General features: G+C 72.8%; 21 protein-coding genes, 1 pseudogene and 1 riboswitch. Of the genes and pseudogenes, 10 read left to right on the top strand and 12 right to left on the bottom strand.

Going from position 1 to position 20,370, the window contains the following annotated elements; translation table 11 throughout:
* The first annotated feature begins 23 nt into the window (after positions 1-23).
* From ACF1BN_RS24575 to ACF1BN_RS24555, 5 genes are all read left to right on the top strand, one after another.
* Positions 24-1,271, top strand: a complete 1,248-nt coding sequence (locus ACF1BN_RS24575; RefSeq protein WP_376598231.1) for a MurT ligase domain-containing protein — start codon at positions 24-26, stop codon at positions 1,269-1,271.
* A gap of 31 nt (positions 1,272-1,302) precedes the next feature.
* Positions 1,303-2,031 carry a type 1 glutamine amidotransferase gene (locus ACF1BN_RS24570; RefSeq protein WP_392333746.1) on the top strand — a complete coding sequence of 243 codons (729 nt, stop codon included), beginning with the start codon at positions 1,303-1,305 and terminating at the stop codon, positions 2,029-2,031.
* 188 nt (positions 2,032-2,219) lie between these two features.
* On the top strand, positions 2,220-3,248 hold the full coding sequence (locus tag ACF1BN_RS24565) for a 6-phosphofructokinase (protein WP_392333745.1): 1,029 nt from the start codon (positions 2,220-2,222) through the stop codon (positions 3,246-3,248).
* A gap of 130 nt (positions 3,249-3,378) precedes the next feature.
* On the top strand, positions 3,379-4,326 hold the full coding sequence (locus ACF1BN_RS24560; RefSeq protein WP_392333744.1) for a cytochrome c oxidase assembly protein: 948 nt from the start codon (positions 3,379-3,381) through the stop codon (positions 4,324-4,326).
* 162 nt (positions 4,327-4,488) lie between these two features.
* Positions 4,489-4,704 carry a hypothetical protein gene (locus ACF1BN_RS24555; RefSeq protein ID WP_392333776.1) on the top strand — a complete coding sequence of 72 codons (216 nt, stop codon included), beginning with the start codon at positions 4,489-4,491 and terminating at the stop codon, positions 4,702-4,704.
* A gap of 225 nt (positions 4,705-4,929) precedes the next feature.
* On the opposite strand, the gene ACF1BN_RS24550 is transcribed toward ACF1BN_RS24555, so the two are convergent.
* The gene (locus ACF1BN_RS24550) at positions 4,930-5,982 is read right to left on the bottom strand and encodes a DUF3048 domain-containing protein (protein ID WP_392333743.1); all 1,053 of its coding nucleotides are present in this window, start codon (positions 5,980-5,982) and stop codon (positions 4,930-4,932) included.
* A 94-nt stretch (positions 5,983-6,076) separates the two neighbouring features.
* Between ACF1BN_RS24550 and ACF1BN_RS24545 the strand changes: the two genes are divergently transcribed.
* Positions 6,077-6,754: a lysophospholipid acyltransferase family protein gene (locus ACF1BN_RS24545; RefSeq protein WP_392333742.1), complete on the top strand. Its 678-nt coding sequence runs from the start codon at positions 6,077-6,079 to the stop codon at positions 6,752-6,754.
* Positions 6,755-6,943: 189 nt separating this feature from the next.
* Here ACF1BN_RS24545 and ACF1BN_RS24540 read toward each other — a convergent pair whose 3' ends face one another.
* The 8 genes and pseudogenes from ACF1BN_RS24540 to ACF1BN_RS24505 form a co-directional block, all read right to left on the bottom strand.
* Positions 6,944-8,530 carry an alpha/beta hydrolase gene (locus ACF1BN_RS24540; RefSeq protein ID WP_392333741.1) on the bottom strand — a complete coding sequence of 529 codons (1,587 nt, stop codon included), beginning with the start codon at positions 8,528-8,530 and terminating at the stop codon, positions 6,944-6,946.
* A 148-nt stretch (positions 8,531-8,678) separates the two neighbouring features.
* Positions 8,679-9,425 (bottom strand): urease accessory protein UreD, encoded by a 747-nt coding sequence (locus ACF1BN_RS24535; protein ID WP_392333740.1) that lies wholly within the window; start codon positions 9,423-9,425, stop codon positions 8,679-8,681.
* Positions 9,422-10,117 carry an urease accessory protein UreG gene (gene ureG / locus ACF1BN_RS24530; protein ID WP_392333739.1) on the bottom strand — a complete coding sequence of 232 codons (696 nt, stop codon included), beginning with the start codon at positions 10,115-10,117 and terminating at the stop codon, positions 9,422-9,424. Before ureG ends, ACF1BN_RS24535 begins: the two co-directional genes overlap by 4 nt.
* Positions 10,118-10,260: 143 nt before the next feature.
* A complete protein-coding gene (locus ACF1BN_RS24525; protein ID WP_392333738.1) occupies positions 10,261-10,929 on the bottom strand; it encodes an urease accessory protein UreF in 669 nt (222 codons plus the stop codon).
* Entirely contained in the window at positions 10,929-12,650 is a 1,722-nt protein-coding gene (locus tag ACF1BN_RS24520; RefSeq protein ID WP_392333737.1) for an urease subunit alpha, read from the bottom strand. Before ACF1BN_RS24520 ends, ACF1BN_RS24525 begins: the two co-directional genes overlap by 1 nt.
* Before the next feature lie 253 nt (positions 12,651-12,903).
* Positions 12,904-13,212 (bottom strand): annotated as a pseudogene (locus ACF1BN_RS24515) (urease subunit beta); the annotation flags it as partial.
* 15 nt (positions 13,213-13,227) lie between these two features.
* Entirely contained in the window at positions 13,228-13,530 is a 303-nt protein-coding gene (locus ACF1BN_RS24510; RefSeq protein ID WP_376603278.1) for an urease subunit gamma, read from the bottom strand.
* A gap of 162 nt (positions 13,531-13,692) precedes the next feature.
* On the bottom strand, positions 13,693-14,325 hold the full coding sequence (locus ACF1BN_RS24505) for a TetR/AcrR family transcriptional regulator (RefSeq protein WP_392333736.1): 633 nt from the start codon (positions 14,323-14,325) through the stop codon (positions 13,693-13,695).
* Between the two features lie 245 nt (positions 14,326-14,570).
* Here ACF1BN_RS24505 and ACF1BN_RS24500 point away from each other — a divergent pair, with 245 nt between their 5' ends.
* Positions 14,571-15,614, top strand: a complete 1,044-nt coding sequence (locus tag ACF1BN_RS24500; protein WP_392333735.1) for an ABC transporter permease — start codon at positions 14,571-14,573, stop codon at positions 15,612-15,614.
* A 171-nt stretch (positions 15,615-15,785) separates the two neighbouring features.
* On the opposite strand, the gene ACF1BN_RS24495 is transcribed toward ACF1BN_RS24500, so the two are convergent.
* The gene (locus ACF1BN_RS24495; protein ID WP_392333734.1) at positions 15,786-16,085 is read right to left on the bottom strand and encodes a type II toxin-antitoxin system Phd/YefM family antitoxin; all 300 of its coding nucleotides are present in this window, start codon (positions 16,083-16,085) and stop codon (positions 15,786-15,788) included.
* A 58-nt stretch (positions 16,086-16,143) separates the two neighbouring features.
* Between ACF1BN_RS24495 and ACF1BN_RS24490 the strand changes: the two genes are divergently transcribed.
* From ACF1BN_RS24490 to ACF1BN_RS24480, 3 genes are all read left to right on the top strand, one after another.
* Complete coding sequence (locus ACF1BN_RS24490; RefSeq protein ID WP_392333733.1) at positions 16,144-16,767, top strand: ATP-dependent Clp protease proteolytic subunit; 624 nt, start codon at positions 16,144-16,146, stop codon at positions 16,765-16,767.
* Positions 16,768-16,774: 7 nt separating this feature from the next.
* Positions 16,775-17,080 (top strand): hypothetical protein, encoded by a 306-nt coding sequence (locus tag ACF1BN_RS24485; RefSeq protein WP_392333732.1) that lies wholly within the window; start codon positions 16,775-16,777, stop codon positions 17,078-17,080.
* Between the two features lie 314 nt (positions 17,081-17,394).
* Positions 17,395-17,601, top strand: a riboswitch (cyclic di-AMP (ydaO/yuaA leader).
* 3 nt (positions 17,602-17,604) lie between these two features.
* Entirely contained in the window at positions 17,605-18,081 is a 477-nt protein-coding gene (locus tag ACF1BN_RS24480; RefSeq protein ID WP_392333731.1) for a C40 family peptidase, read from the top strand.
* Positions 18,082-18,400: 319 nt separating this feature from the next.
* Here ACF1BN_RS24480 and ACF1BN_RS24475 read toward each other — a convergent pair whose 3' ends face one another.
* Both ACF1BN_RS24475 and ACF1BN_RS24470 read right to left on the bottom strand, forming a co-directional pair.
* On the bottom strand, positions 18,401-18,835 hold the full coding sequence (locus ACF1BN_RS24475) for an ATP-binding protein (RefSeq protein ID WP_392333730.1): 435 nt from the start codon (positions 18,833-18,835) through the stop codon (positions 18,401-18,403).
* Positions 18,836-19,033: 198 nt separating this feature from the next.
* Positions 19,034-20,221: an 8-amino-7-oxononanoate synthase gene (locus tag ACF1BN_RS24470; RefSeq protein ID WP_392333729.1), complete on the bottom strand. Its 1,188-nt coding sequence runs from the start codon at positions 20,219-20,221 to the stop codon at positions 19,034-19,036.
* Positions 20,222-20,370: the final 149 nt, after the last annotated feature.

Below are 20,370 nucleotides of genomic sequence, written 5' to 3'. Positions count from 1 at the left end.
CGACGCAAGGAGGATCAAGGACGATGTCAGGACACCCCGGTAATCCAGAGCCGCTGTCCCCGCGTGCCAAGCTGGCCGTGACCGCGGGCAAGGCAGCCGCCGCGGTGTCGCGGGCGGCGGGCCGCGGCAGCGGATCGGTGATCGGCGGCCGGGTGGCGCTCAAGCTCGACCCCGACCTGCTGGGACGGCTCGCGCAGCACCTGGACGTCGTCCTCGTGTCCGCCACCAACGGCAAGACCACCACGACCCGGCTGATCGCCGAGGCGCTCCGGGCCAGCGGCCCGGTGGTCTCCAACGCCCTCGGCGCCAACATGCCCGCGGGCATCACCTCCGCCCTCGCCGGCGGCGGCGAGGCCCGGTTCGGCGTGATCGAGGTCGACGAGAAGTACCTCGCCGGTGTCGCCCGCGACACCACCCCCAAGGCGATCGCGCTGCTCAACCTCTCCCGCGACCAGCTCGACCGCGCCGCCGAGACGCGGATGCTCGCGGAGAAGTGGCGCGAGGGACTGAACGGCTCCAAGGCCGTCGTCATCGCCAACGCCGACGACCCGCTGATCGTGTGGGCCGCCTCCTCCTCCCCCAACGTGGTGTGGGTCGCGGTCGGCCAGGAGTGGAAGGACGACGCCTGGTCGTGCCCCTCCTGCGGCGGTGTGCTCCAGCGCCCGGGCGACGACTGGTTCTGCGGCGAGTGCGGCTTCCGCCGTCCCGCCCCGAGCTGGGCGCTGAGCGGCGACCACGTGCTCGACCCGCACGGCTCGGCCTGGCCCATCCGGCTCCAGCTGCCCGGCCGCGCCAACAAGGCCAACGCCGCCACCTCGGCCGCCGTCGCCGCCGTCTTCGGCGTGCCGCCGCAGGTCGCCCTGGAGCGCATGTACCAGGTGCAGGCCGTGGCCGGACGCTACGACGTCGTCTCCTTCCAGAACCGCCAGCTGCGGCTCCTGCTCGCCAAGAACCCGGCGGGCTGGCTGGAGACCTTCTCCCTGATCGACCCGCCGCCGACGCCGGTCATCCTCTCGGTGAACGCGCGCGGCGCCGACGGCACCGACACCTCCTGGCTGTGGGACGTCGACTACGGCCGGCTCGCCGGCCACCCGATCATGGTGATCGGCGACCGGCGGCTCGACCTCGCGGTCCGCCTCGAGGTCGCGGGCGTCGACTTCCGCGTCTGCGAGACGCTCGACGAGGCCGTCGCCATGGCCCCGCCCGGGCAGATCGAACTGATCGCCAACTACACCGCCTTCCAGGATGTCCGCCGTCGTGTCGGCAACTGACCCCGCCCCGACTCGCAGAAGGAGTGGCAACATGAGTGACAGCAATCTGCGCGTGGTCTGGGTCTACCCCGACCTGCTCAGCACTTACGGCGACCAGGGCAACGTGCTGGTCGTCGAGCGCCGCGCCCGTCAGCGCGGCCTGGCCGTCGAACGCGTCGACGTCCGCAGCGACCAGCCCGTCCCCACCTCCGGGGACATCTACCTGATCGGCGGCGGCGAGGACCGGCCCCAGCGGCTCGCGGCGGAGCGACTGCGCCGCGACGGCGGCCTCTCCCGGGCGGCGTCCAACGGCGCGATCATCTTCTCGGTCTGCGCCGGCTACCAGATCCTGGGCCACGAGTTCATCAACGACCTGGGGGCGCGCGAGCCCGGCCTCGGCCTGCTCGACGTGACCACGGTCCGCGGCGAGGGCGCCCGCTGCGTCGGCGACGTGCTCGGCGACATCGACCCGCGCCTGGGCCTCCCCCAGCTGACGGGCTTCGAGAACCACCAGGGCGTCACCCACCTCGGCCCGACGGCCCGCCCGTTCGCGCGGACCGTCTTCGGCAACGGCAACGGCACCGGCGACGGCACCGAGGGCGCGTACAACGACACCGTCTTCGGCACCTACATGCACGGTCCCGTGATGGCCCGCAACCCGCAGATCGCGGACCTGCTGCTGAAGCTGGCCCTCGATGTCAACGCGCTGCCGCCGACCGACGACCGGTGGTACGAGGCGCTGCGCGCCGAGCGCATCGCGTCCGCCACGCAGCCCGCCTGACGGACGGTCGCAGGCCCCGCTCGGGCGCACTTCTGAGCGGGGTAGCGCACATTGGATTCGTAAGCAAATACGGTGTCCAATCTGCGGACATCGGGTTCGGCCCCGCCACCCGGCAACGATAGGGTGGCGGGGATCCAGCCGGACGACGTGGTCCGGGAGTCGGCCCACGTTGCAAAGGTTTTTGGGCTATGCGCATTGGTGTGCTCACCTCCGGCGGAGACTGCCCCGGTCTGAATGCCGTCATCCGTTCCGTCGTGCACCGGGCCGTCGTGGACCACGGGGACGAGGTCATCGGCTTCCACGACGGGTGGAAGGGCCTCCTGGAGTGCGACTACCGGAAGCTCGACCTCGACGCGGTGGGCGGCATCCTCGCCCGCGGCGGCACCATCCTCGGCTCCTCCCGCGTCCAGCCCGCGCACCTCGTCGACGGCGTCGAGCGGGCCCGCGGCCACGTCGCCGACCTGGGCCTCGACGCGATCATCCCGATCGGCGGCGAGGGCACCCTCAAGGCGGCGAACCTCCTCTCCGAGGCCGGCCTCCCCATCGTCGGCGTCCCGAAGACGATCGACAACGACATCGCCTCGACCGACGTCACCTTCGGCTTCGACACCGCCGTCACCGTGGCGACCGAGGCCCTCGACCGGCTGAAGACCACCGCCGAGTCGCACCAGCGCGTCCTCGTCGTCGAGGTCATGGGCCGCCACACCGGCTGGATAGCCCTCCACTCGGGCATGGCCGCCGGCGCCCACGCCGTCGTCGTCCCGGAGCGCCCCTTCGACATCGACGAGCTGACCGCCCGGGTCGGCGCCCGCTTCGAGGACGGCAAGCGCTTCGCCATCGTCGTCGTCGCCGAGGGCGCCAAGCCCCGCGAGGGCTCCTCCATGGACTTCAAGACCGCGGGCACCGACATCTACGGCCACGAGCGGTTCACCGGCGTCGCCAACCAGCTCTCCGTCGAGCTGGAGGGCCGGCTCGGCAAGGAGGCCCGCCCGGTCATCCTCGGCCACGTCCAGCGCGGCGGCACCCCCACCGCGTACGACCGCGTCCTCGCCACCCGCTTCGGCTGGCACGCCGTCGAGGCCGCCCACCGCGGCGAGTTCGGCATGCTGACCTCGCTGCGCGGCACCGACATCGTCATGGTGCCCCTGGCGCAGGCCGTGGAGACGCTGAAGACGGTCCCCGAGGACCGCTACGCCGAGGCCGAGTGCGTGCTCTGAGCACCCCTGCGCAAACCCTCCCGGACGACACCCGCCCCCGGTCGCGAGAGCGATCGGGGGCGGTTCTAGTCTGGTGCGGACAACAAGCGCGAAACGGGCTCGGCGCGCAATGGGCTCCAGGAGTAAAGCGATGGATCACAGCGGGCACGGCATGACCACGGATCTGCCGCCGTTCACGCTGGGGCGGGGCCTGGAGTTCTCTCCCGACCTGTTCTTCCTGATCGGGTGTCTCGCGGCGCTCGGTCTGTACGGGTGGGGGGTCGCCCGGCTGCGCAAGCGCGGAGACGCCTGGCCGGTCGCCCGGACCGTGCTCTTCACCGCCGGCGTGCTGACCATCGCGCTCGTGATGTGCACCAAGCTGAACGACTACGGCATGGTCATGTTCAGCGTGCACATGGTGCAGCACATGGTGATCTCCATGGTCTCGCCGATCCTGCTGCTGCTCGGCGCGCCCGTCACGCTGGCGCTGCGCGCGCTGCCCGTCGCCGGGCGCGGCTCGCTCGGCCCGCGCGAGCTGCTGCTGAAGCTGCTGCACAGCCGGTACATGCGGGTCATCACCCACCCCGTGTTCACCATCAGCATGTTCATCGCGAGCCTCTACGGCCTCTACTTCACCTCGCTCTTCGACACCCTGATGGCGTCGAAGCCGGGGCACATCGGCATGATGGTCCACTTCCTCGCCGTGGGCCTGATCTTCTTCTGGCCGATCATGGGCGTGGACCCGGGCCCGCACCGGCCGGGGTACGTGATGCGGATGCTGGAGCTCTTCGCGGGCATGCCGTTCCACGCCTTCTTCGGCATCGCGATGATGATGGCGAGCCAGCCCCTGGTGAAGGCGTACGAGAACCCGCCCGCCTCGCTCGGCATCGACGCCCTCGCCGACCAGAACGCCGCCGGCGGCATCGCCTGGGCCTTCAGCGAGATCCCCTCGGTGCTGGTGCTGATCGCGCTGGTCTACCAGTGGTACCACTCCGAGCAGCGGCAGGCGGTCCGCAAGGACCGGCAGGCCGACCGGGACGGCGACAAGGAGCTGGAGGAGTACAACGCGTACCTGGCCTCCCTCCAGGCGCGCCGCTGAGCCGCGCACGACGGAACGACGAGGCCCCCGGGACCGCACGGTCCCGGGGGCCTCGCGCTGTCCGGCGCACGCCGGGTGTGTCCGGGGAGTAGCGCGCGCCCCCTGTGGGGCGTCACGATGGCAGGGAGGCATTCCGGCCGCGGTCGGGAGGAGGGCGGGCAGATGTCCGGTTCCACGAAGGCGATGGCTTACGTCACCTGCGCCGTACTGGTGCTGATCACCGCGTACACGGTGGCGCTCGGCAGCAGCGGCTGGCTCTGGTTCGGCTGGATCGTGCTCGGCATCGCGACGATCGGGATGGCCGCGGCGGACAGCGCCGACACGACGGCCGTACCGCGGCGCCCCCGCGCGGGCGGGCGGGGCCCGACACCGCGCTGAGCGGAGGGCGTCAAACGGTCGGTCTCTCGGCGGGGTGCGGTCGGGCCCTCACGGGGGTGCGTCGGCCCTCTAGGGGTGCGTCGGGCCCTCACGGGGGTGCCGTCGACCCCCTGACCCGGGTGCGTCGGCCCCCTAGGGGGTGCGTCGGCCCTCGCTGGGGTGCCAGGGCGATCCGGTCGGTGCCGGCTCAGCGGGGGCGCCAGGGGCTATCCGGTCGGTACCGCCTCAACGGGGTGCCAGGACGATCCAGACCTGTCCGGGGGCGAAGGCGAGCGGGCGTCCGTCGGGGGTGGTGAAGGAGGTGCCGCCGGCCGGGTCGGGGCGGGACCAGCGGGCCTCGTACGCCCGCCCGTCGCGCAGCACCGTGGCCGTGCCGGAGCCGGTGGTCTCGGTGTACGGGGAGACGGCACCGGTGACGTCGCGGAAGCCGGAGGAGCGGATGGTCACGCGCTGGACGACGACGGTGGCGGGGGTCAGCGGGCCGCTGTCGGTGCTGGTGGCGGCGCGGCCGTCGATGGCGACGCGCCAGCCGCGGTCGGCGGCGGACCAGGTGAAGGTGTACCGCGCGGCCGGGAAGCGGGCGGTCTCCGAAGCGGTCGGGGTGCCGCCGGCGGGCGCGGCGCCGAAGCGCAGTCCGATCGGGCGTGCGTCGGAGGCGTCGGGCGCGGCCGCCAGGGCGCGCTCGGGCCGCAGGTAGAGGTTGTACGGGGCGGGGCGGTCCGAGGAGCGCCGGAAGGCCCGGGGCGCGTCCGCCGGGGAGACGAGGTCGAGCGGCGCGGCCTCCAGCAGCGGGTTGAGCTTCGTCTGGGCGCCGGAGTAGGCGAGGGCGGGCCGGCCGAATTGTCGCAACAGGGAGATGTCGGACTCGCGGGCGCTGCGGACGGGGCCGACGCTGTCGGGGATGCGGGAGGAGTAGACGGCGAGGAGGCGGGTGACGCCGCCCTCGACCTGTTCGACGTAGACGAGGTCGGCGGCGCCGAGGCCGGTGTGGGGGCGGGCCGCGGCGGCGTTGTCTATCTTCACGGCGAGCACGGGTCCGGCGCGGGCGGGCAGCCCGGTGAAGGGCGAGACCGCACGGGGGGCGGTCGTGGCGGGCGGAGGCGTGGAGGGCGCGGGGGTGGAGGGCCCGGGCGTGGTGGGCGCGGGCGTCGGTGTCGGTGTAGGTGCGGGCTCCGGCGGGTCCGAGTCGGAGCAGCCGTACAGACCGGCCGCGGTCACCGCGCACAGCAGCGCGGTGAGCACGCGCCCGGGACGCCGGGGTCCGCGCGCGCCTGGCATGTCGCCTCCCGCCGAGTCGGGACACTCCTCCCAGTGGACCACGGGCGCCCGGGGCGTTACAACGGGTCGAGACGGACGACGAACGGGGGTCCCGGTGTTCTACCGGCTGCTGAAGTACGTACTGCTCGGGCCGCTGCTGAAACTGCTGTTCCGGCCGCGGGTGGAGGGGATCGGGCACGTCCCGGAGGAGGGCGCGGCGATCATCGCGGGCAATCACCTCTCCTTCTCCGACCACTTCCTGATGCCGGTGGTGCTCGACCGGCGGATCACCTTTCTGGCCAAACAGGAGTACTTCACCGGGCCGGGGCTCAGGGGGCGGCTCACGGCCGCGTTCTTCCGGGCGGCCGGGCAGATCCCGGTGGACCGCTCGGGCAAGGAGGCCGGGCAGGCGGCGATCCGCGAGGGGCTGGGGGTGCTGGCCAAGGACGAGCTGCTCGGGATCTACCCGGAGGGCACCCGCTCGCACGACGGGCGCCTGTACAAGGGCAAGGTCGGGGTGGCGGTGATGGCGCTGACGGCCGGGGTGAAGGTGGTGCCGTGCGCGATGGTCGGCACCTTCGAGATCCAGCCGCCGGGGCGGGTGGTGCCGCGGATCCGGCGGGTCACCATCCGGTTCGGTGAGCCGCTGGACTTCTCGCGCTTCGCGGGCTCGACGGACGAGCGGGCGGTGGTCCGGGCGGTCACCGACGAGATCATGTACGCGATCATGCGGCTGTCGGGGCAGGAGTACGTGGACGAGTACGCGGCCACGGTGAAGGCGGCCGACTCCTGAGCGAACTCCCCGGGTCCGGGCCGAGGAGCGTGCCGGCGATCGTCGCACGAACGCTCCCCGGCACGGGCCGAGGGGCGGTCGTTGTGCGAACGCCCCGGCACGGGCGGGAAGGCGGTCGTCGCGCGAACGCCCCCGGCACGGGCGGAAGGGCGGTCGTTGTGCGAACGCCCCTCCACCGTCAGCCGGTGGTCACGGCTGCGGAGCGGCGTGCGGGGCGCACGTCTGGTCCGTGGCGTCCAGCGTGCCGGCCAGGAGGTACGCCTCGACCTTGGAGTTGAGGCACGGGTTGACCAGGCCGGTGACGCCGTGCGAGCCGGCGTCCCGCTCGGTGATGAGGCGCGAGCCCTTGAACCGCTTGTGCAGTTCCACAGCGCCCTCGTACGGGGTGGCGGCGTCGCGCTCGGCCTGGGCGATGAGCACGGGCGGCAGGCCCTTGTGGGTCTTCACCTGCACCGGCTGCCGGTGCGGGGCCTTCCAGGTGGCGCAGGGGAGGTTCATCCAGGCGTTCGCCCACGTCATGAACGGGTACTTCTCGTGGAGCCGGGAGTTGTCGCGGTCCCACTTCTTCCAGCTGGTCGGCCACGGGGCATCCGCACATTCGACCGCGGTGTAGACGGCGTTGCCGTTCTCGGCGGCGATGTTGCCGGCGGTGTCGGTGAGGTCGGCCGCGGCGTTGTCGATGAGCGGCTGCGGGTCGCCGGCGGCGTACGCGCTCCACGCCTCGGCGACGGGCGCCCACATGGAGTCGTAGTAGGGCGCGCCCTGGAAGAAGCTGATGAGCTCGGCCGGTCCGACCTTGCCGCCGAGCGGTGCCTTCTTCGCGGCGGCGCGCAGGGTGTCCCACTGCTGCCGGACCTCGGCGAGGGTGTCGCCGAGGTGGTAGACGGCGTCGTTCCGGGCGACCCAGGTCATCCAGTCGGTGAGCCGGCCCTCGAAGGCGATGTCCTGGCCGAGGTTGGCCTCGTACCAGATGGACCGGGTCGACGGGTCGACGACGCTGTCCAGGACCATGCGGCGGACGTGCGTCGGGAAGAGGGTGCCGTAGACGGCGCCGAGGTACGTGCCGTACGAGACACCGACGAAGTTGAGCTTCCGCTCGCCGAGGGCGGCGCGGATGACGTCGAGGTCGCGCGCGGTGTTGGGCGTCGTCATGTGCGGGAGCATGCCGCCGCTCTTCTCGGCGCAGCCCTCGGCGTACTCGGCGGCGAGCTTGCGCTGCGCCCGCTTGTCGGCCTCGCTGTCGGGGACCGGGTCGAGCTTGGGGCCCTTCACGAACTCGGTCGGGTCGACGCAGGAGATGGGCGCGGAGTTGCCGACGCCGCGCGGGTCGAAGCCGACGAAGTCGTAGGCCTTGGCGGTGTTCGCCCAGATCTTGTTGCCGGTGGTGACGCGGCGCGGGAAGCGCAGGCCGGAACCGCCGGGGCCGCCGGGGTTGTAGAGGAGCGCGCCCTGGCGTTCGGCCGGCGTGCCGGTGGCGGCGATCCGGTCGACGGCGAGCTTGATCTTCTTCCCGTAAGGCTTCGCGTAGTCGACCGGCACGGTGACCCAGCCGCACTGGATCGGCTTCTCCAGGCCCCAGTCGGCGGGACAGTCCTTCCAGTCGATACCGGCGCGTGCGGCCTGGGCGGCGGCTACGGCGACGCCGGTCGCCTCGGTCACGCGCCCGTGGCGCGCTCCGCTGTCGGCGCTCGCGGCCGGGGCCGCGAGTGCGCCCGCGACGAGCGTGCCGGCGATGAGTGTGCCGGCGGAGCCGAGCGCTGCGGTGCGTCGTCTCACAGGTCCTCCCCCTGTAGGTGGTCGTCTGTTCGAGTGATCCTTTCGTCAGGGAGGCGACGACGTCAGTGCGAACACACGTTTCTTTGCCGAACCCATAACCGGAGCACGACGTCCGCTGAGCGGTGCACCGGGAGTGCGCTGAGTACCGTCAGCCGGCGGTGAGTTCCTCCAGGGCCTCGTCGAGAATCCGCCGCAGGGCGAGCGCGTCGGGGGCGACCGCGGTGACGAGGGCGGCCGGGCCGGCCAGCGGGGTGAGCGCCGCGAGCTCGCCCAGCGGGCGCGCCGCCACCGGCGTCTTCTCGTACGCCGGGTCGACGACGAGGAGTTGGCCGGTCGCCCGGTGACCCGCGAGGACGGCGCCGCCGTCCCAGCCTCCGGGCGCCCCGGGGCCGTACGCGATCTCCTGGTCGAGCAGCGGCCGTCCCCCGCGGCGGACGACGAGCCGGGAGGACAGGGTGCCGGGCGGCTCGCCGTGCCGACCGAGGATCTGCTCCTCACGCAGGACGAGCCGGGCGGTGGGGGCGAGGTCCACGCCGGTGCGCACGCGGAGGTCTGAGCCGTGGGCGCTGACGAGTTGTTCGGGCAGCCAGTGCAGTACGGCGTCCGAGCCGGCCCGGAGCCGGACTTCGTACACCGCGGGCTCCGCCGTGCGGCCGGGCAGGGCCAGCGTGGCGGCCGCCGAGTCGACGCGCAGCCTGGCCCCGTCGCGTACCTCGGCCTCGATCGCGAGCCGGTCGCCGCCGAGCGGCGCGCTCATCGCGCCCACCACCGTCACCCGCGACCAGCCGGGCACGGCGGCGCGGGTACGGCGGAGGGCGAGCGGCCCGTCGCTCACCAGAACCGGAAGCGTGCCGTCGGCCTCGGCGGCGATCCGTGCGATGGCGCGCAGACTCATGCGGTGGGCGCCTGCACAGCCGTCCAGTCCGCGAGCCGCGCGCGCACCCAGTCGGCGACCGGGGTGACGCCCTCCGCCGAACGGAGCGAGGTGAACGCCACGGGCAGGTCGCCGCGCTGGTCGGCCGCGTCGCGGGCCATCCGGCCGAGGTCGGAGCCGACGTACGGGGCGAGGTCGGTCTTGTTGACGACGAGGAGGTCGGCGGTGCTGACACCGGGGCCGCCCTTGCGCGGGATGTCGTCGCCGCCGGCGACGTCGATGACGAAGATCTGCGCGTCGACGAGGCCCTTGGAGAAGGTGGCGGTGAGGTTGTCGCCGCCGGACTCGACGAGGATGAGGTCGAGCGGACCGACGCTGTCCTCCAGTTCCTCGACTGCTTCGAGGTTGGCGGAGATGTCGTCGCGGATGGCGGTGTGCGGGCAGGCTCCGGTCTCCACGGCCTGGATGCGCTCCGGCGGCAGCACGGCCTCGCGGAGCAGGAACTCGGCGTCCTCGCGGGTGTAGATGTCGTTGGTGACGACGGCGAGCGAGAGCGTGTCCCGCAGGGTGCGGCAGAGCGCGGCGACCGTGGCGGTCTTGCCGGAACCGACCGGGCCGCCGAGTCCGACGCGCAGCGCGCGCCGGGTGCCGTCGGGCCGGTGGGCGTCGGCGGAGACGGCGCCGTGGTGGGTGTGGCCGTGGTCGAGGTGCATGGAAGGACTGCTCCTTGTGTCTGACGGGCGGTGGGCGGGTCGCCGGGGGCCGGATGGGGTGAGGGAGTGCCGGAAGGGGTGCGGGAGTGTCGGAAGGGGTGAGCGGGTGTCGGAGGGGGTGAGGGGGTGAGGGGGTGTCGGGTCTAGGAGGCGAAGAGGCGGACAGGCCAGGCCGCGTGCTGCTCGGCGGTGATGTCGAGGAGCGGCGCGGAAGCGGCGGGCAGCGCGTCGACGCCCTCGCGCGCGGCGGCCGTGGCCCGGTCGGCGACCGCGTCCATCACGGGGGCGAGTCGGGCGAGAACGCCGGTCGCCTGGTACGGGTCGAGGCCCAGCAGGCGTACCACCGCCGTCGCCGGACCACCTACCGTCTCGTACGCGGCGCAGTGCGCGGCGTCCTCGGGGCCGAGGTCCGCGGCCCGCGCCGTGGCGCCGAGGACGACGGGCTGGTGCGCGCCGCGCGGGAACGCGGCGGCGAGCGCGTCGAGCTCAGGACTCGGCCAGGTGGCGCGGGCCGCCCGCATCAGCTGCCGGCCGAGCCGCCGCGCCGCGGCGCGCAGCGCGGGCGAGGCGGTACGGGCGTCGGCGGCCTCGTCGAGCTCGTACGGGTCGAGCCCGAGGGCCGCGGCGGCGGCGAGGCCCGCCGCCGTGAGGCCCACGGTGTGCAGACGCCCAAGACAGAAGGCTTCCAGCCCTGCGGCGTCACGGATGCGCCCGGCCTTGACGGCGGCCTCCGCTCCGCCGGAGTGGGCGTGCCCGCCGGCGGGGAAGCGCCCGTCGGCGAGCACCAGGAGCACGGAACGGGAGCCGCCCATCAGAAGAGGAAGTACCGCTGGGCCATCGGAAGCTCCGCGGCGGGGGCTGGTTCGACCGCTTCGCCGTCGATGGTGACGGTGAAGGTGTCGGCGTCGACCTCGACGCGCGGCAAGGCGTCGTTCTCCCGCATGTCGGCCTTGGTGACGCGGCGGGTGGAGCGGATCGGGACGAACTCCTTGCCCAGACCGAGCCGCTGGGGCAGGTCGTCCTCGATCGCCGCCTGTGCGGTGAAGTTGACGGAACCGGCGGCTGCCGCCCTGCCGAGGGCGCCGAACATGGGGCGCGGCAGCACCGGCTGAGGCGTGGGGATGGAGGCGTTGGCATCGCCCATCTGGGCGTACGCGATCTGGCCGCCCTTGAGGACCACGAGCGGTTTGACGCCGAAGAAGGCCGGCTCCCACAGGACGAGGTCGGCGAGCTTGCCGGGCTCGACGGAGCCGACGAGGTGGTCCATGCCCTGTGCGACGGCCGGGTTGATCGTGTACTTGGCGACGTAGCGGCGCACCCGGTGGTTGTCGGCACGCCCGTCCCCCGGCAGCGTGCCGCGCCGCTTCTTCATGACGTGGGCGGTCTGCCAGGTCCGCAGGATCACCTCACCGATCCGCCCCATGGCCTGGGAGTCGGAGGAGATGATCGAGATGGCCCCGAGGTCGTGGAGGACGTCCTCGGCGGCGATGGTGGAGGGCCGGATCCGTGATTCGGCGAAGGCGAGGTCCTCGGGGACGGCCGGGTTGAGGTGGTGGCAGACCATCAGCATGTCGAGGTGTTCCTCGATGGTGTTGACGGTGTGGGGCCGGGTCGGGTTGGTCGAGCTGGGCAGCACGTACGGCTCGGAGACCACGGTGATGATGTCGGGCGCGTGCCCGCCGCCGGCACCCTCCGTGTGGTACGCGTGGATGGTGCGGCCCGAGATGGCCGCGAGGGTGTCGCCGACGAAGCCGGCCTCGTTGAGGGTGTCGGTGTGGATGGCGAGCTGGGCGCCGGTCTCCTCGCAGACCCCGAGGCAGGCGTCGATGACGGCGGGGGTGGCCCCCCAGTCCTCGTGGATCTTGAAGCCGAGGGCACCGCCGCGCAGTTGGGAGTACATGGCCTCGCGGGACATGGTTGTGCCTTTGCCCAGGAGACCGATGTTGACGGGGAAGGTGTCGAGCGCCTCGAACATCCGGGCCGTGTGCCAGGGCCCCGGGGTGACGGTGGTGGCCTTCGTGCCCTCCGCGGGACCGGTGCCGCCGCCGACCAGGGTGGTGATGCCGGTGGCGAGCGCCTGCTCGACGACGGTCGGCGAGATGAAGTGGACGTGGGTGTCGACGCCTCCGGCGGTGACGATCCGTCCGTTGCCGACGATGATCTCGGTCTCGGGGCCGATGACGAGCGCGGGATGCACGCCGTCCATGGTGTCGGGGTTGCCGGCCTTGCCGAGGGCGGTGATCCGACCGTCGCGGATGCCGATGTCGGCTTTGACGATCCCCCAGTGGTCGATCACGACGGCGCCGGTGATCACCGTGTCGGGGGCGCCTTCGGCGCGGGTGGTGCGGGCCTGGCCCATCGACTCGCGGATGACCTTGCCGCCGCCGAAGACGGCCTCCTCTCCGGCCCGGCCCGGGCCGCCCGAGCGGTCCTCCTCGATCTCGACGAGCAGGTCGGTGTCGGCGAGCCGGACGCGGTCGCCCGTGGTGGGGCCGAAGAGATCGGCGTACACGGCGCGGTGGAGGTCAGGCACGGGGGACTCCGGCGGGGGACTCGGCGGGACCGGCGGGGGTTTCGGTGGGACCGGCGGGGGTTTCGGCGAGACCGGCGGGGGCTTTGGCGGGACCGGCGGGGGTGTCGAGCGGGGTGACGCCTGACAGGGGGGCGAGACGCTGCACGGCGCCGGGCGGGGTGGCGTCCAGCGAGCCGGCGGAGGCTTCGGCGAGGCCGAGGGGATCGGCCGGCTCGTCGACAGGCTCGGCCGGTGCGTCGAGGGGGCCGGACGGTGCGTCGAGGGGGCCGGCGGTCTCGCCGCGCAGGCCGGGGACGATGCGGTGGCCGGCGATCGGCACGAGCTCGACCTCGACGGGGATGCCGGGCTCGAAGCGCACGGCGGTGCCGGCGGCGATGTGCAGCCGCCGGCCCCGAGCCGCCTGCCGGTCGAAGTCGAGACCGGGGTTGACCTCGGCGAAGTGGTAGTGGGAGCCGACCTGCACGGGCCGGTCGGCGGCGTTCAGGACGGTGAGGCGGGTGACGGGGCGGCCCTCGTTGAGGGACACGGGCCCGTCCGCGTACAGGATCTCTCCGGGGATCATCGGCGCCGGCCCCCGTCAGACGATCGGGTCGTGGACGGTGACGAGCTTGGTGCCGTCCGGGAAGGTGGCCTCGACCTGGACGTCGTGGATCATCTCGGGGATGCCGTCCATGACGTCGGCGCGGGTGAGCACCTTGCGCCCGGAGGCCATGAGTTCGGCGACGGTACGCCCGTCCCTCGCGCCCTCCAGGATGTGCGCCGTGATGAGCGCGACCGCCTCGGGGTGGTTGAGCTTCACCCCGCGCGCGCGACGCTTCTCCGCCACGTCGGCGGCGACATGGATGAGCAGGCGTTCCTGCTCGTGCGGGCTCAGTTGCACTCTTCCACCTCACAGTCGTCCACCGGGCCGCACCCGGACAGCTGCGGACCCTACCGACCGTCAACACTCTGTTGAACAGCGGAGATGCGGTGGACGGCCGGACATTGCACGTTAGGGCGGAAGTTTTTCCGGCGCGTTAACTCCTGCTTTGCGATTCCATGATCATTGGACCGGCGGAGCGGCGGTCGATCCGCCCATCGACATGAGCCCGCGCAGCCCCTCCCCCAGGTTGTCGATCTCCACGTCGCCGAAGAGTGCCTGCTGGGCGATGAAGCCCTGGACGGTGGCGATGAGGGTGCGGGCCATGTGCTCGGAGGAGACGTCGGCGGGGACGAGGCCGTTCGCGCGGTAGGCGTCGACCAGCCCGGCCCAGATCTCCCGCATACCGTCGAAGCCCTGGGCCAAGGCTTTCGCCAGGGCCTCGTCGCGCAGGGTCTCGGCCCACACCTGGATGATCAGCCGCGCGAACGCCCGCCGCTCACCGCCCGCGATCCGCCCCTCCAGGACGATCGTCAGCACCCGCGCGATCAGCACGTCCGGCGTCGGCGGCGGGCCGGCCTCGGTGGCCTCCGCGAACGCGCCGCGAATGCGCACGAAGGTCTCCTCGGCGATGGCCGCGATCAACTCGTCCTTGCTGCGGAAGTAGCGATAGACCGCACCGGCGGAGAGCCCCGCCTCGGCGAGCACGTCCTGCATGGAGGTGGCGTGGAAGCCGTTGCGGGCGAAGCAGCGGGCGGCGCCGTCGAGGATCTGGCGGCGGCGGGCGTCGAGGTGTTCCTGGGAGACACGGGCCATACCTCCGAAAGTAAAACGAATATTCATTCTTGACAAGCTCCACACCCCGGCGGACAGTGGGAGTCAAAGTTAAAACGAACGATCCTTCTCTTTACTGTGCCCGCCCTCCGGCCGCACCGCACACCCCCGAGCACCCCCGCACCCCACCGTCCGAAGCACCGCACGACGGCGCCTCCGAGCTCCGACTCTCCGACCCCTGAACCCCCGAACCTCTGATCCTCTGAACCTCCGAATCGAGGCCCGCCATGTCCGTCGCCACCGCCCCTGCCGCGGGGCGCAAGACCCTCGCGGTACTGCTGCTCGTCCCGGCCCTCGCCGCCCTCGCCCTCTTGACCTTCGCCTGGCCCGCCGCCCGCATGGCACCGCGCGACCTACCCATCGGCGTGGCGGGCCCGGCCGCGGCGGTCGACGGGGTCGCCCGCGAGCTCGGCCGACGCGAGGGGGCCTTCGAGATCCACCGGTACGAGGACGCCGCCGCCGCGCGCTCCGCCATAGAGAACCGGGAGGTGTACGGAGCGGTGGTCGTCACCCCGTCCGGCCCGGAACTGCTGACCGCCTCGGCCGGCGGCCCCGTCGTGGCCGGCCTGCTGCGCGAGGCCGTCACCGGACCGGCGGCCGCCGAGGGCCGGACCGTACCGGTGACCGATGTCGTCGCCCTGCCCGCCGGGGACCCGCGCGGCGCCGTCCTGGGCGCGAGTCTGCTCCCGCTCGCCCTCGCGGGCGCCGCCACCGGCGCGGCCACAGTGCTCCTCGGGTTGCGCGGTGCCCGCGCGGCCGCCACCCTCGTCGGCGCCGCCGTACTCGCGGGACTCACCGCCGCGGCGCTCGCGCACGGCTGGCTCGGCGCGCTGGCCGGGAACGTCTGGGCGGAGGCGGGAGTGCTGGCCCTGACGGTACTGGCGATCGGTGCGACCTTCGCGGGACTGGCCACTCTGCTGGGCAAGCCCGGCTTCGGGCTCGCCGCGGTGCTCACCGTCCTCGCGGGGAACGCGTTCTCCGGCATGGCCGGCGCGCCGGAGCTCCTGCCGTCCGGGATCGGCCTGATCGGCCAGTGGCTCCCGCCGGGCGCGGGCGGCACGGCCCTGCGCTCCGTCTCCTCCTTCGACGGAGCCGGGGCCGGCGGTCCGCTGCTCGCCCTCTCCCTCTGGGCGGTCGGGGGCCTGACGGCACTGGCCCTGGTCGGCCGACGGCGGAACGAGCCGACCCCCGCACCGGCCACGACCGGGGACCGGCCCTCTACCCGGACCTCGGCCTCCACCTCGCCCCAGACTCCGGCGGCGACGGGCTGACCCGCCCGAACACCCACAGCCGCGTGCCCCCGACGAGACGGACGGGGGCACGCGGCTTTCTCGTGGAGCCGGGCCGGGGAGCCGGGCCGGAGAGCCGGGCGGCGGGACGAAGACGGGGCCGAAGGCGGGGGTGGACTTCAGACAGTGGGGAGCGGGAGGAGGGTCCGCCGGTCAGCTCGTACCGGGCTCGCGATGGTGGGCGGCGATACCGAAGCGGTGCTGTTCACCCGTGGCGGAACCGAGACCGCCGACGACACCCGTGTCGGACAGCGAACGGAGCACCGACTCGACGGGCGTCTCCTGCGTCTCGGCCTCCAATTTCTCGAGTCGTTCCAGGTCGGCGGCGGACACCAGGCCGACGAGCGGCTTCCCGTGGCGGGTCACGACCACGCGCTCACCGCCGTACACCACGCGGTTGATGAGGTCGGCGAGCTCCGCCCTCGCTTGCGTCACCGGGATCTCGTAGGTCATGCTCCCCATCTTACGGCCTGTACGTCCTGTACATTTTTTACAGAAGGAGGGACTCCCCATGTATGCACGCCACGTCCTGCCGGAGTTCTCGGAGCGGACCCCGTACGGCACCCGCACGCTCGATCCGTACGCGAAGCTCCTGGAGAACCGGGTGATCTTCCTCGGCACACCGGTGGACGACGTCGCCGCGACCGACGTCATCGCCCAGCTCCTGCACCTCGACCACGCCGATCCCGGGCAGGACATCGCGCTGTACCTGAACTCCCCCGGCGGCTCGATGACCGCGATGACCGCGATCCACGACACGATGCGGAGCCTGGCGAGCGACGTGGAGACGACCTGCCTCGGCCAGGCGGGCTCGACGGCGGCGGTACTGCTCGCCGCGGGGGCGCCCGGCAAGCGGATGATCCTGCCGGGCGCCCGCGTCACCCTGCGGCAGCCGGTGCTGGACGAGCCGTTCACCGGTCAGCCCTCCGACCTGGACCTCCAGGCGCGCGAACTGGACCGGCTGCGCCACGTGATGACGCGTCTGCTGTCCGCCTACACCACCCACGACGAGGAGCGGATCACCGCCGACACCGACCGCCCGACCGTCCTCGACGCGCCGGCTGCGCTCGCCTACGGCCTGGTCGACCACATCGTGAGCGACCGCCGGGCCACCTTCGACCCGACCGCCCGGTGAGGTCGCGATGGTCCCGGAGCTTCCACCGCTGCCCGCCCTGACGCGCGCCGAGGGTCAGTTCATCGACGCGTACCTCGAAGTCGTCGACCTCCTGGGAAAGATCAATCCATCCAGAACGTCGCATACGTATGGGGCACTGCGCGCGGCACAAGCGCTGGCCGACCGGGCGGAGGCGCTGCGCGACGCCCTGACACTCATGCATATGCGGGGCGAGAGCGAGATACACGCCGAGACATTGGCCTGCGCGCTGCGGGTGTTGGACGGCGAGCGGCGGGCCGCTCGCGTCACCGTGCCCGGATCGCGGGCGAGTTGACATTCCCCCGTGTCGTGTCGAGCCCCGGACGGCCGACACGGGACGCAGAAACCGTCCCCCGTTCGGCGTAGTCGCAGAACGGGCAGGCGGAGCGGGAAAGTTGCGCAACAGGTGTACGCATTTGGCGGAATGGGGCATTCCGACGCTGGTAAGGGGCTCGTCGGTCAAACCTACGACGATCACGAAACCCTCTTGTCCACCCGTATGGATCAGTCGTGAGGAGCCTCACATATCGCCGTTTCCGCTCGGTTTTCGACCTACCTGTGGGTCAAGATCCTCGACGACGACAAGCCCCCGCCACCCAGGCGGGGCGGTCCGGGCGGACGCCGAGTCCTGCCGCTGTCCCGGACGTCTGGTCGACAGGATTGGATCGGCAGGAGTGGAGGACCCGAGCAGTACGGGTCGACCGCGCTGAATCCCCAGCGCGGACGTCCCTTGGGGTGAAGCCGCAGCCGCGGCCGGGCATCTTCGCCTGCCCGAACCCGACAGGTCATCCTTCACAGGCGGCTGACGAAGGGTTGCGCATGACTGCGCAGATGCATGTCCCGTCCCTGCTGTCCCGGGCGGGAGCCGTCTCGGCTCTCACCCTCGCCGCCGTCGGCGGCACGCTCCTCGCCCCCGGAGCGGCACCCGAGGCCCAGGCAGCGACCTCCCACGCGACGAAGGCACTGGGCGTCGCCGCCGCCAAGAAGGGCGCGCCCTACCGGTACGGCTCGGCGGGACCCACCCGCTTCGACTGCTCCGGACTCACGCTCTACGCGTACAAGAAGGCGGGCAAGTCGCTGCCCCGCACCGCGCAGCAGCAGTACAACAAGACCCGGCACATCTCCGCCTCCAGCAGGCAGAAGGGCGACCTGGTCTTCTTCCACTCGGGCGGCAGGGTCTACCACGTCGGGATCTACGCCGGCAGCGGCAAGATCTGGCACTCGCCCAAGACCGGCTCCTGGGTGAAGCTCGACAAGATCTGGTCCTCGAAGGTCTACTACGGGCGCGTGCGCTGACCCACCGGCGCCCGCGGTCGTCCCCGGGGTGCGGTGGCGCCGCCGCACCCCACACCGCGGGCACCGGAGCACGTCCACGCTCTCCCAGAGCGACCCTGTGCATCGGCACAGGCTCTTGCTCCGATCCTTCGACGACGTCGGATCAGAGTCCCGCCGACAAGGCCGTCACCCGGCCGGCATTGCCGCCGGCCCGCCGACGAAGCCATCGAAGCCGTCGCGCTCCGACCCGCCGGCGGTCGCGTCCTGACGGACGCCGGCGTCCGCGACGACGTCCCCTCCGGTCTCACGCCCTGCCGAGGCCGGAGCGTCCCGCCGTTCATCAGGCCGGAACGGCGGCCGCGGCCCATGGCAGGGTGACCCACACGGTCTTCCCGCCCTCGGCGGTCGGCGTGACCGAGAGACGGCCGCCGGCCTCCGCCGCGAGCACCCGGATGATCACCATCCCGCGTCCGTTGTCCTGCTGGACGGCGGCGGGGAGGCGGCGCGGGAACCGGGGGTGGCTGTCGGTCACGCCGATCCGCAGCACCTCCTCGCGGTCGAGCCGCAGCTCGACGGTGAAGGTGGGCGATTGCCCAAAGGTGTGCTGCACCGCGTTGGTCGCGAGCTCCGAGACCATCAGCCGAATGGAGTCCGCCGCTTCCTCGCGGTCGTCCAGACCCCAGCGGCCGAGCACCTCCGCCACGAATCTCCGCGCCGTGGCGACCGCGGCGGGATCGCTCGGCAGGGTGACGGATGCTTCCTGGTGATCTGCCATGGCGAGTCGTCCCTTCCCGCCGGGGCCGTCGCCCCGGATCGCGCTCCGCGCCAGACTGTCACCGATCCCGGGCCCTGGTGGGGCGTTCTCCCGAGATATGCCCCGTTCTGTCGCCCGAAGCGGTGAACTCTCGGCCACGGGGACGCTTTTGGGCGGTGACCGCGCGACAGGACGTACGGAGGACCGCCCGGGGCGGTGTCAGCGCGCCCCGGCCGGTGCGGTCCGCACGATGGTCCCGACCGCTCGCGCGAGCTGCGCGTCCGTGAGGTCGGCGCGGGCCGTCAGGCGCAGCCGCGAGATCCCGTCCGGCACCGACGGCGGCCGGAAACACCCCACGGCCAGGCCCCGTTCGCGGCAGTCGGCTGCCCATCGCAGCGCCTCCTCCGGCCCCGGCGCGCGGACCGACACGACAGCCGCGTCCGGCCGGGCCGAGGTGAACCCCGCCTCGGTGAGCGTCCGGTGCAGGGTGGTCGCCACCGCACGCGCCCGCTCGGCGAGTCCCGGATCTGCGGCGATCAGCCGGAGACTCGCGAGCGCCGCGCCCGTGGCGGCCGGGGCGAGCCCGGTGTCGAAGATGAAGGTCCGTGCCGCGTTGACCAGGTGCTCGATCACCCGGGCGGGGCCGAGGACCGCGCCGCCCTGGCTGCCCAGCGACTTGGAGAGCGTGAGGGTGGCGACCACGTCCTCGTCGCCCGCGAGCCCGGCGCCGTGCAGCGCGCCCCGTCCGCCCGCGCCGAGCACGCCGAAACCGTGCGCGTCGTCCACGACCAGCCCGGCGCCGTGCTCCCGGCAGGCGGCTGCGAGCTCCTCCAGCGGCGCCCGGTCGCCGTCGACCGAGAAGACGGAGTCGCTGACGGCGAGCGCGCGCCGTCCCGGATGCGCCTCCAGCGTCTTGCGTACGGATTCGGGGTCGGCGTGCGGCACCACGACGGCCTCCGCGCGCGCGAGCCGGCAGCCGTCCACGATCGAGGCGTGGTTGGCTGCGTCGGAGACGATCAGCGCGCCCGGGCCGCCGAGCGCGGTGAGCGCGGCGAGGTTGGCGGTGTAGCCGGAGGAGAAGACGAGGGCGGCCTCGAAGCCGCAGAACGCGGCCAGTTCCTCCTCCAGCCGGGTGTGCAGCAGCGTCGTGCCGGTGACGAGACGCGAACCGGTCGCGCCGGCGCCCCAGCGTCGGGCGGCCTCGGCGGCCGCGCCGGTGACCTCCGGATGCCGGGTGAGACCGAGGTAGTCGTTGCCCGCCAGGTCGAGCAGGTCCGACTCGGCGGGGCGCGGCCGCAGCGTCCGCACCAGCCCGGCCTCGGCCCGGCGGCGGGCCTCCGCCGCGGTCCAGTCGAAGGCGGAGCGGTGCGGAAGACGGGTCGGCTCGGTCGGCTGGGCCTGGGACATACGGGCGTTCCTTCTGTCGGCACCTGTGTCGGCCTGTCGGCATCTGCGTCGGCCTGTCGGCATCTGCGTCGGCATCTACGTCGGCACCCGAGTCGGCGCCGGTCACGGCGCGTCTGTCGGCGTTTCGTGCCGGCACCTTTTGTAGGCAG

This window comes from Streptomyces sp. NPDC014861, assembly GCF_043081625.1.
GTDB lineage: Bacteria > Actinomycetota > Actinomycetes > Streptomycetales > Streptomycetaceae > Streptomyces.
This window is presented reverse-complemented; position numbering and strand designations above follow the sequence as displayed.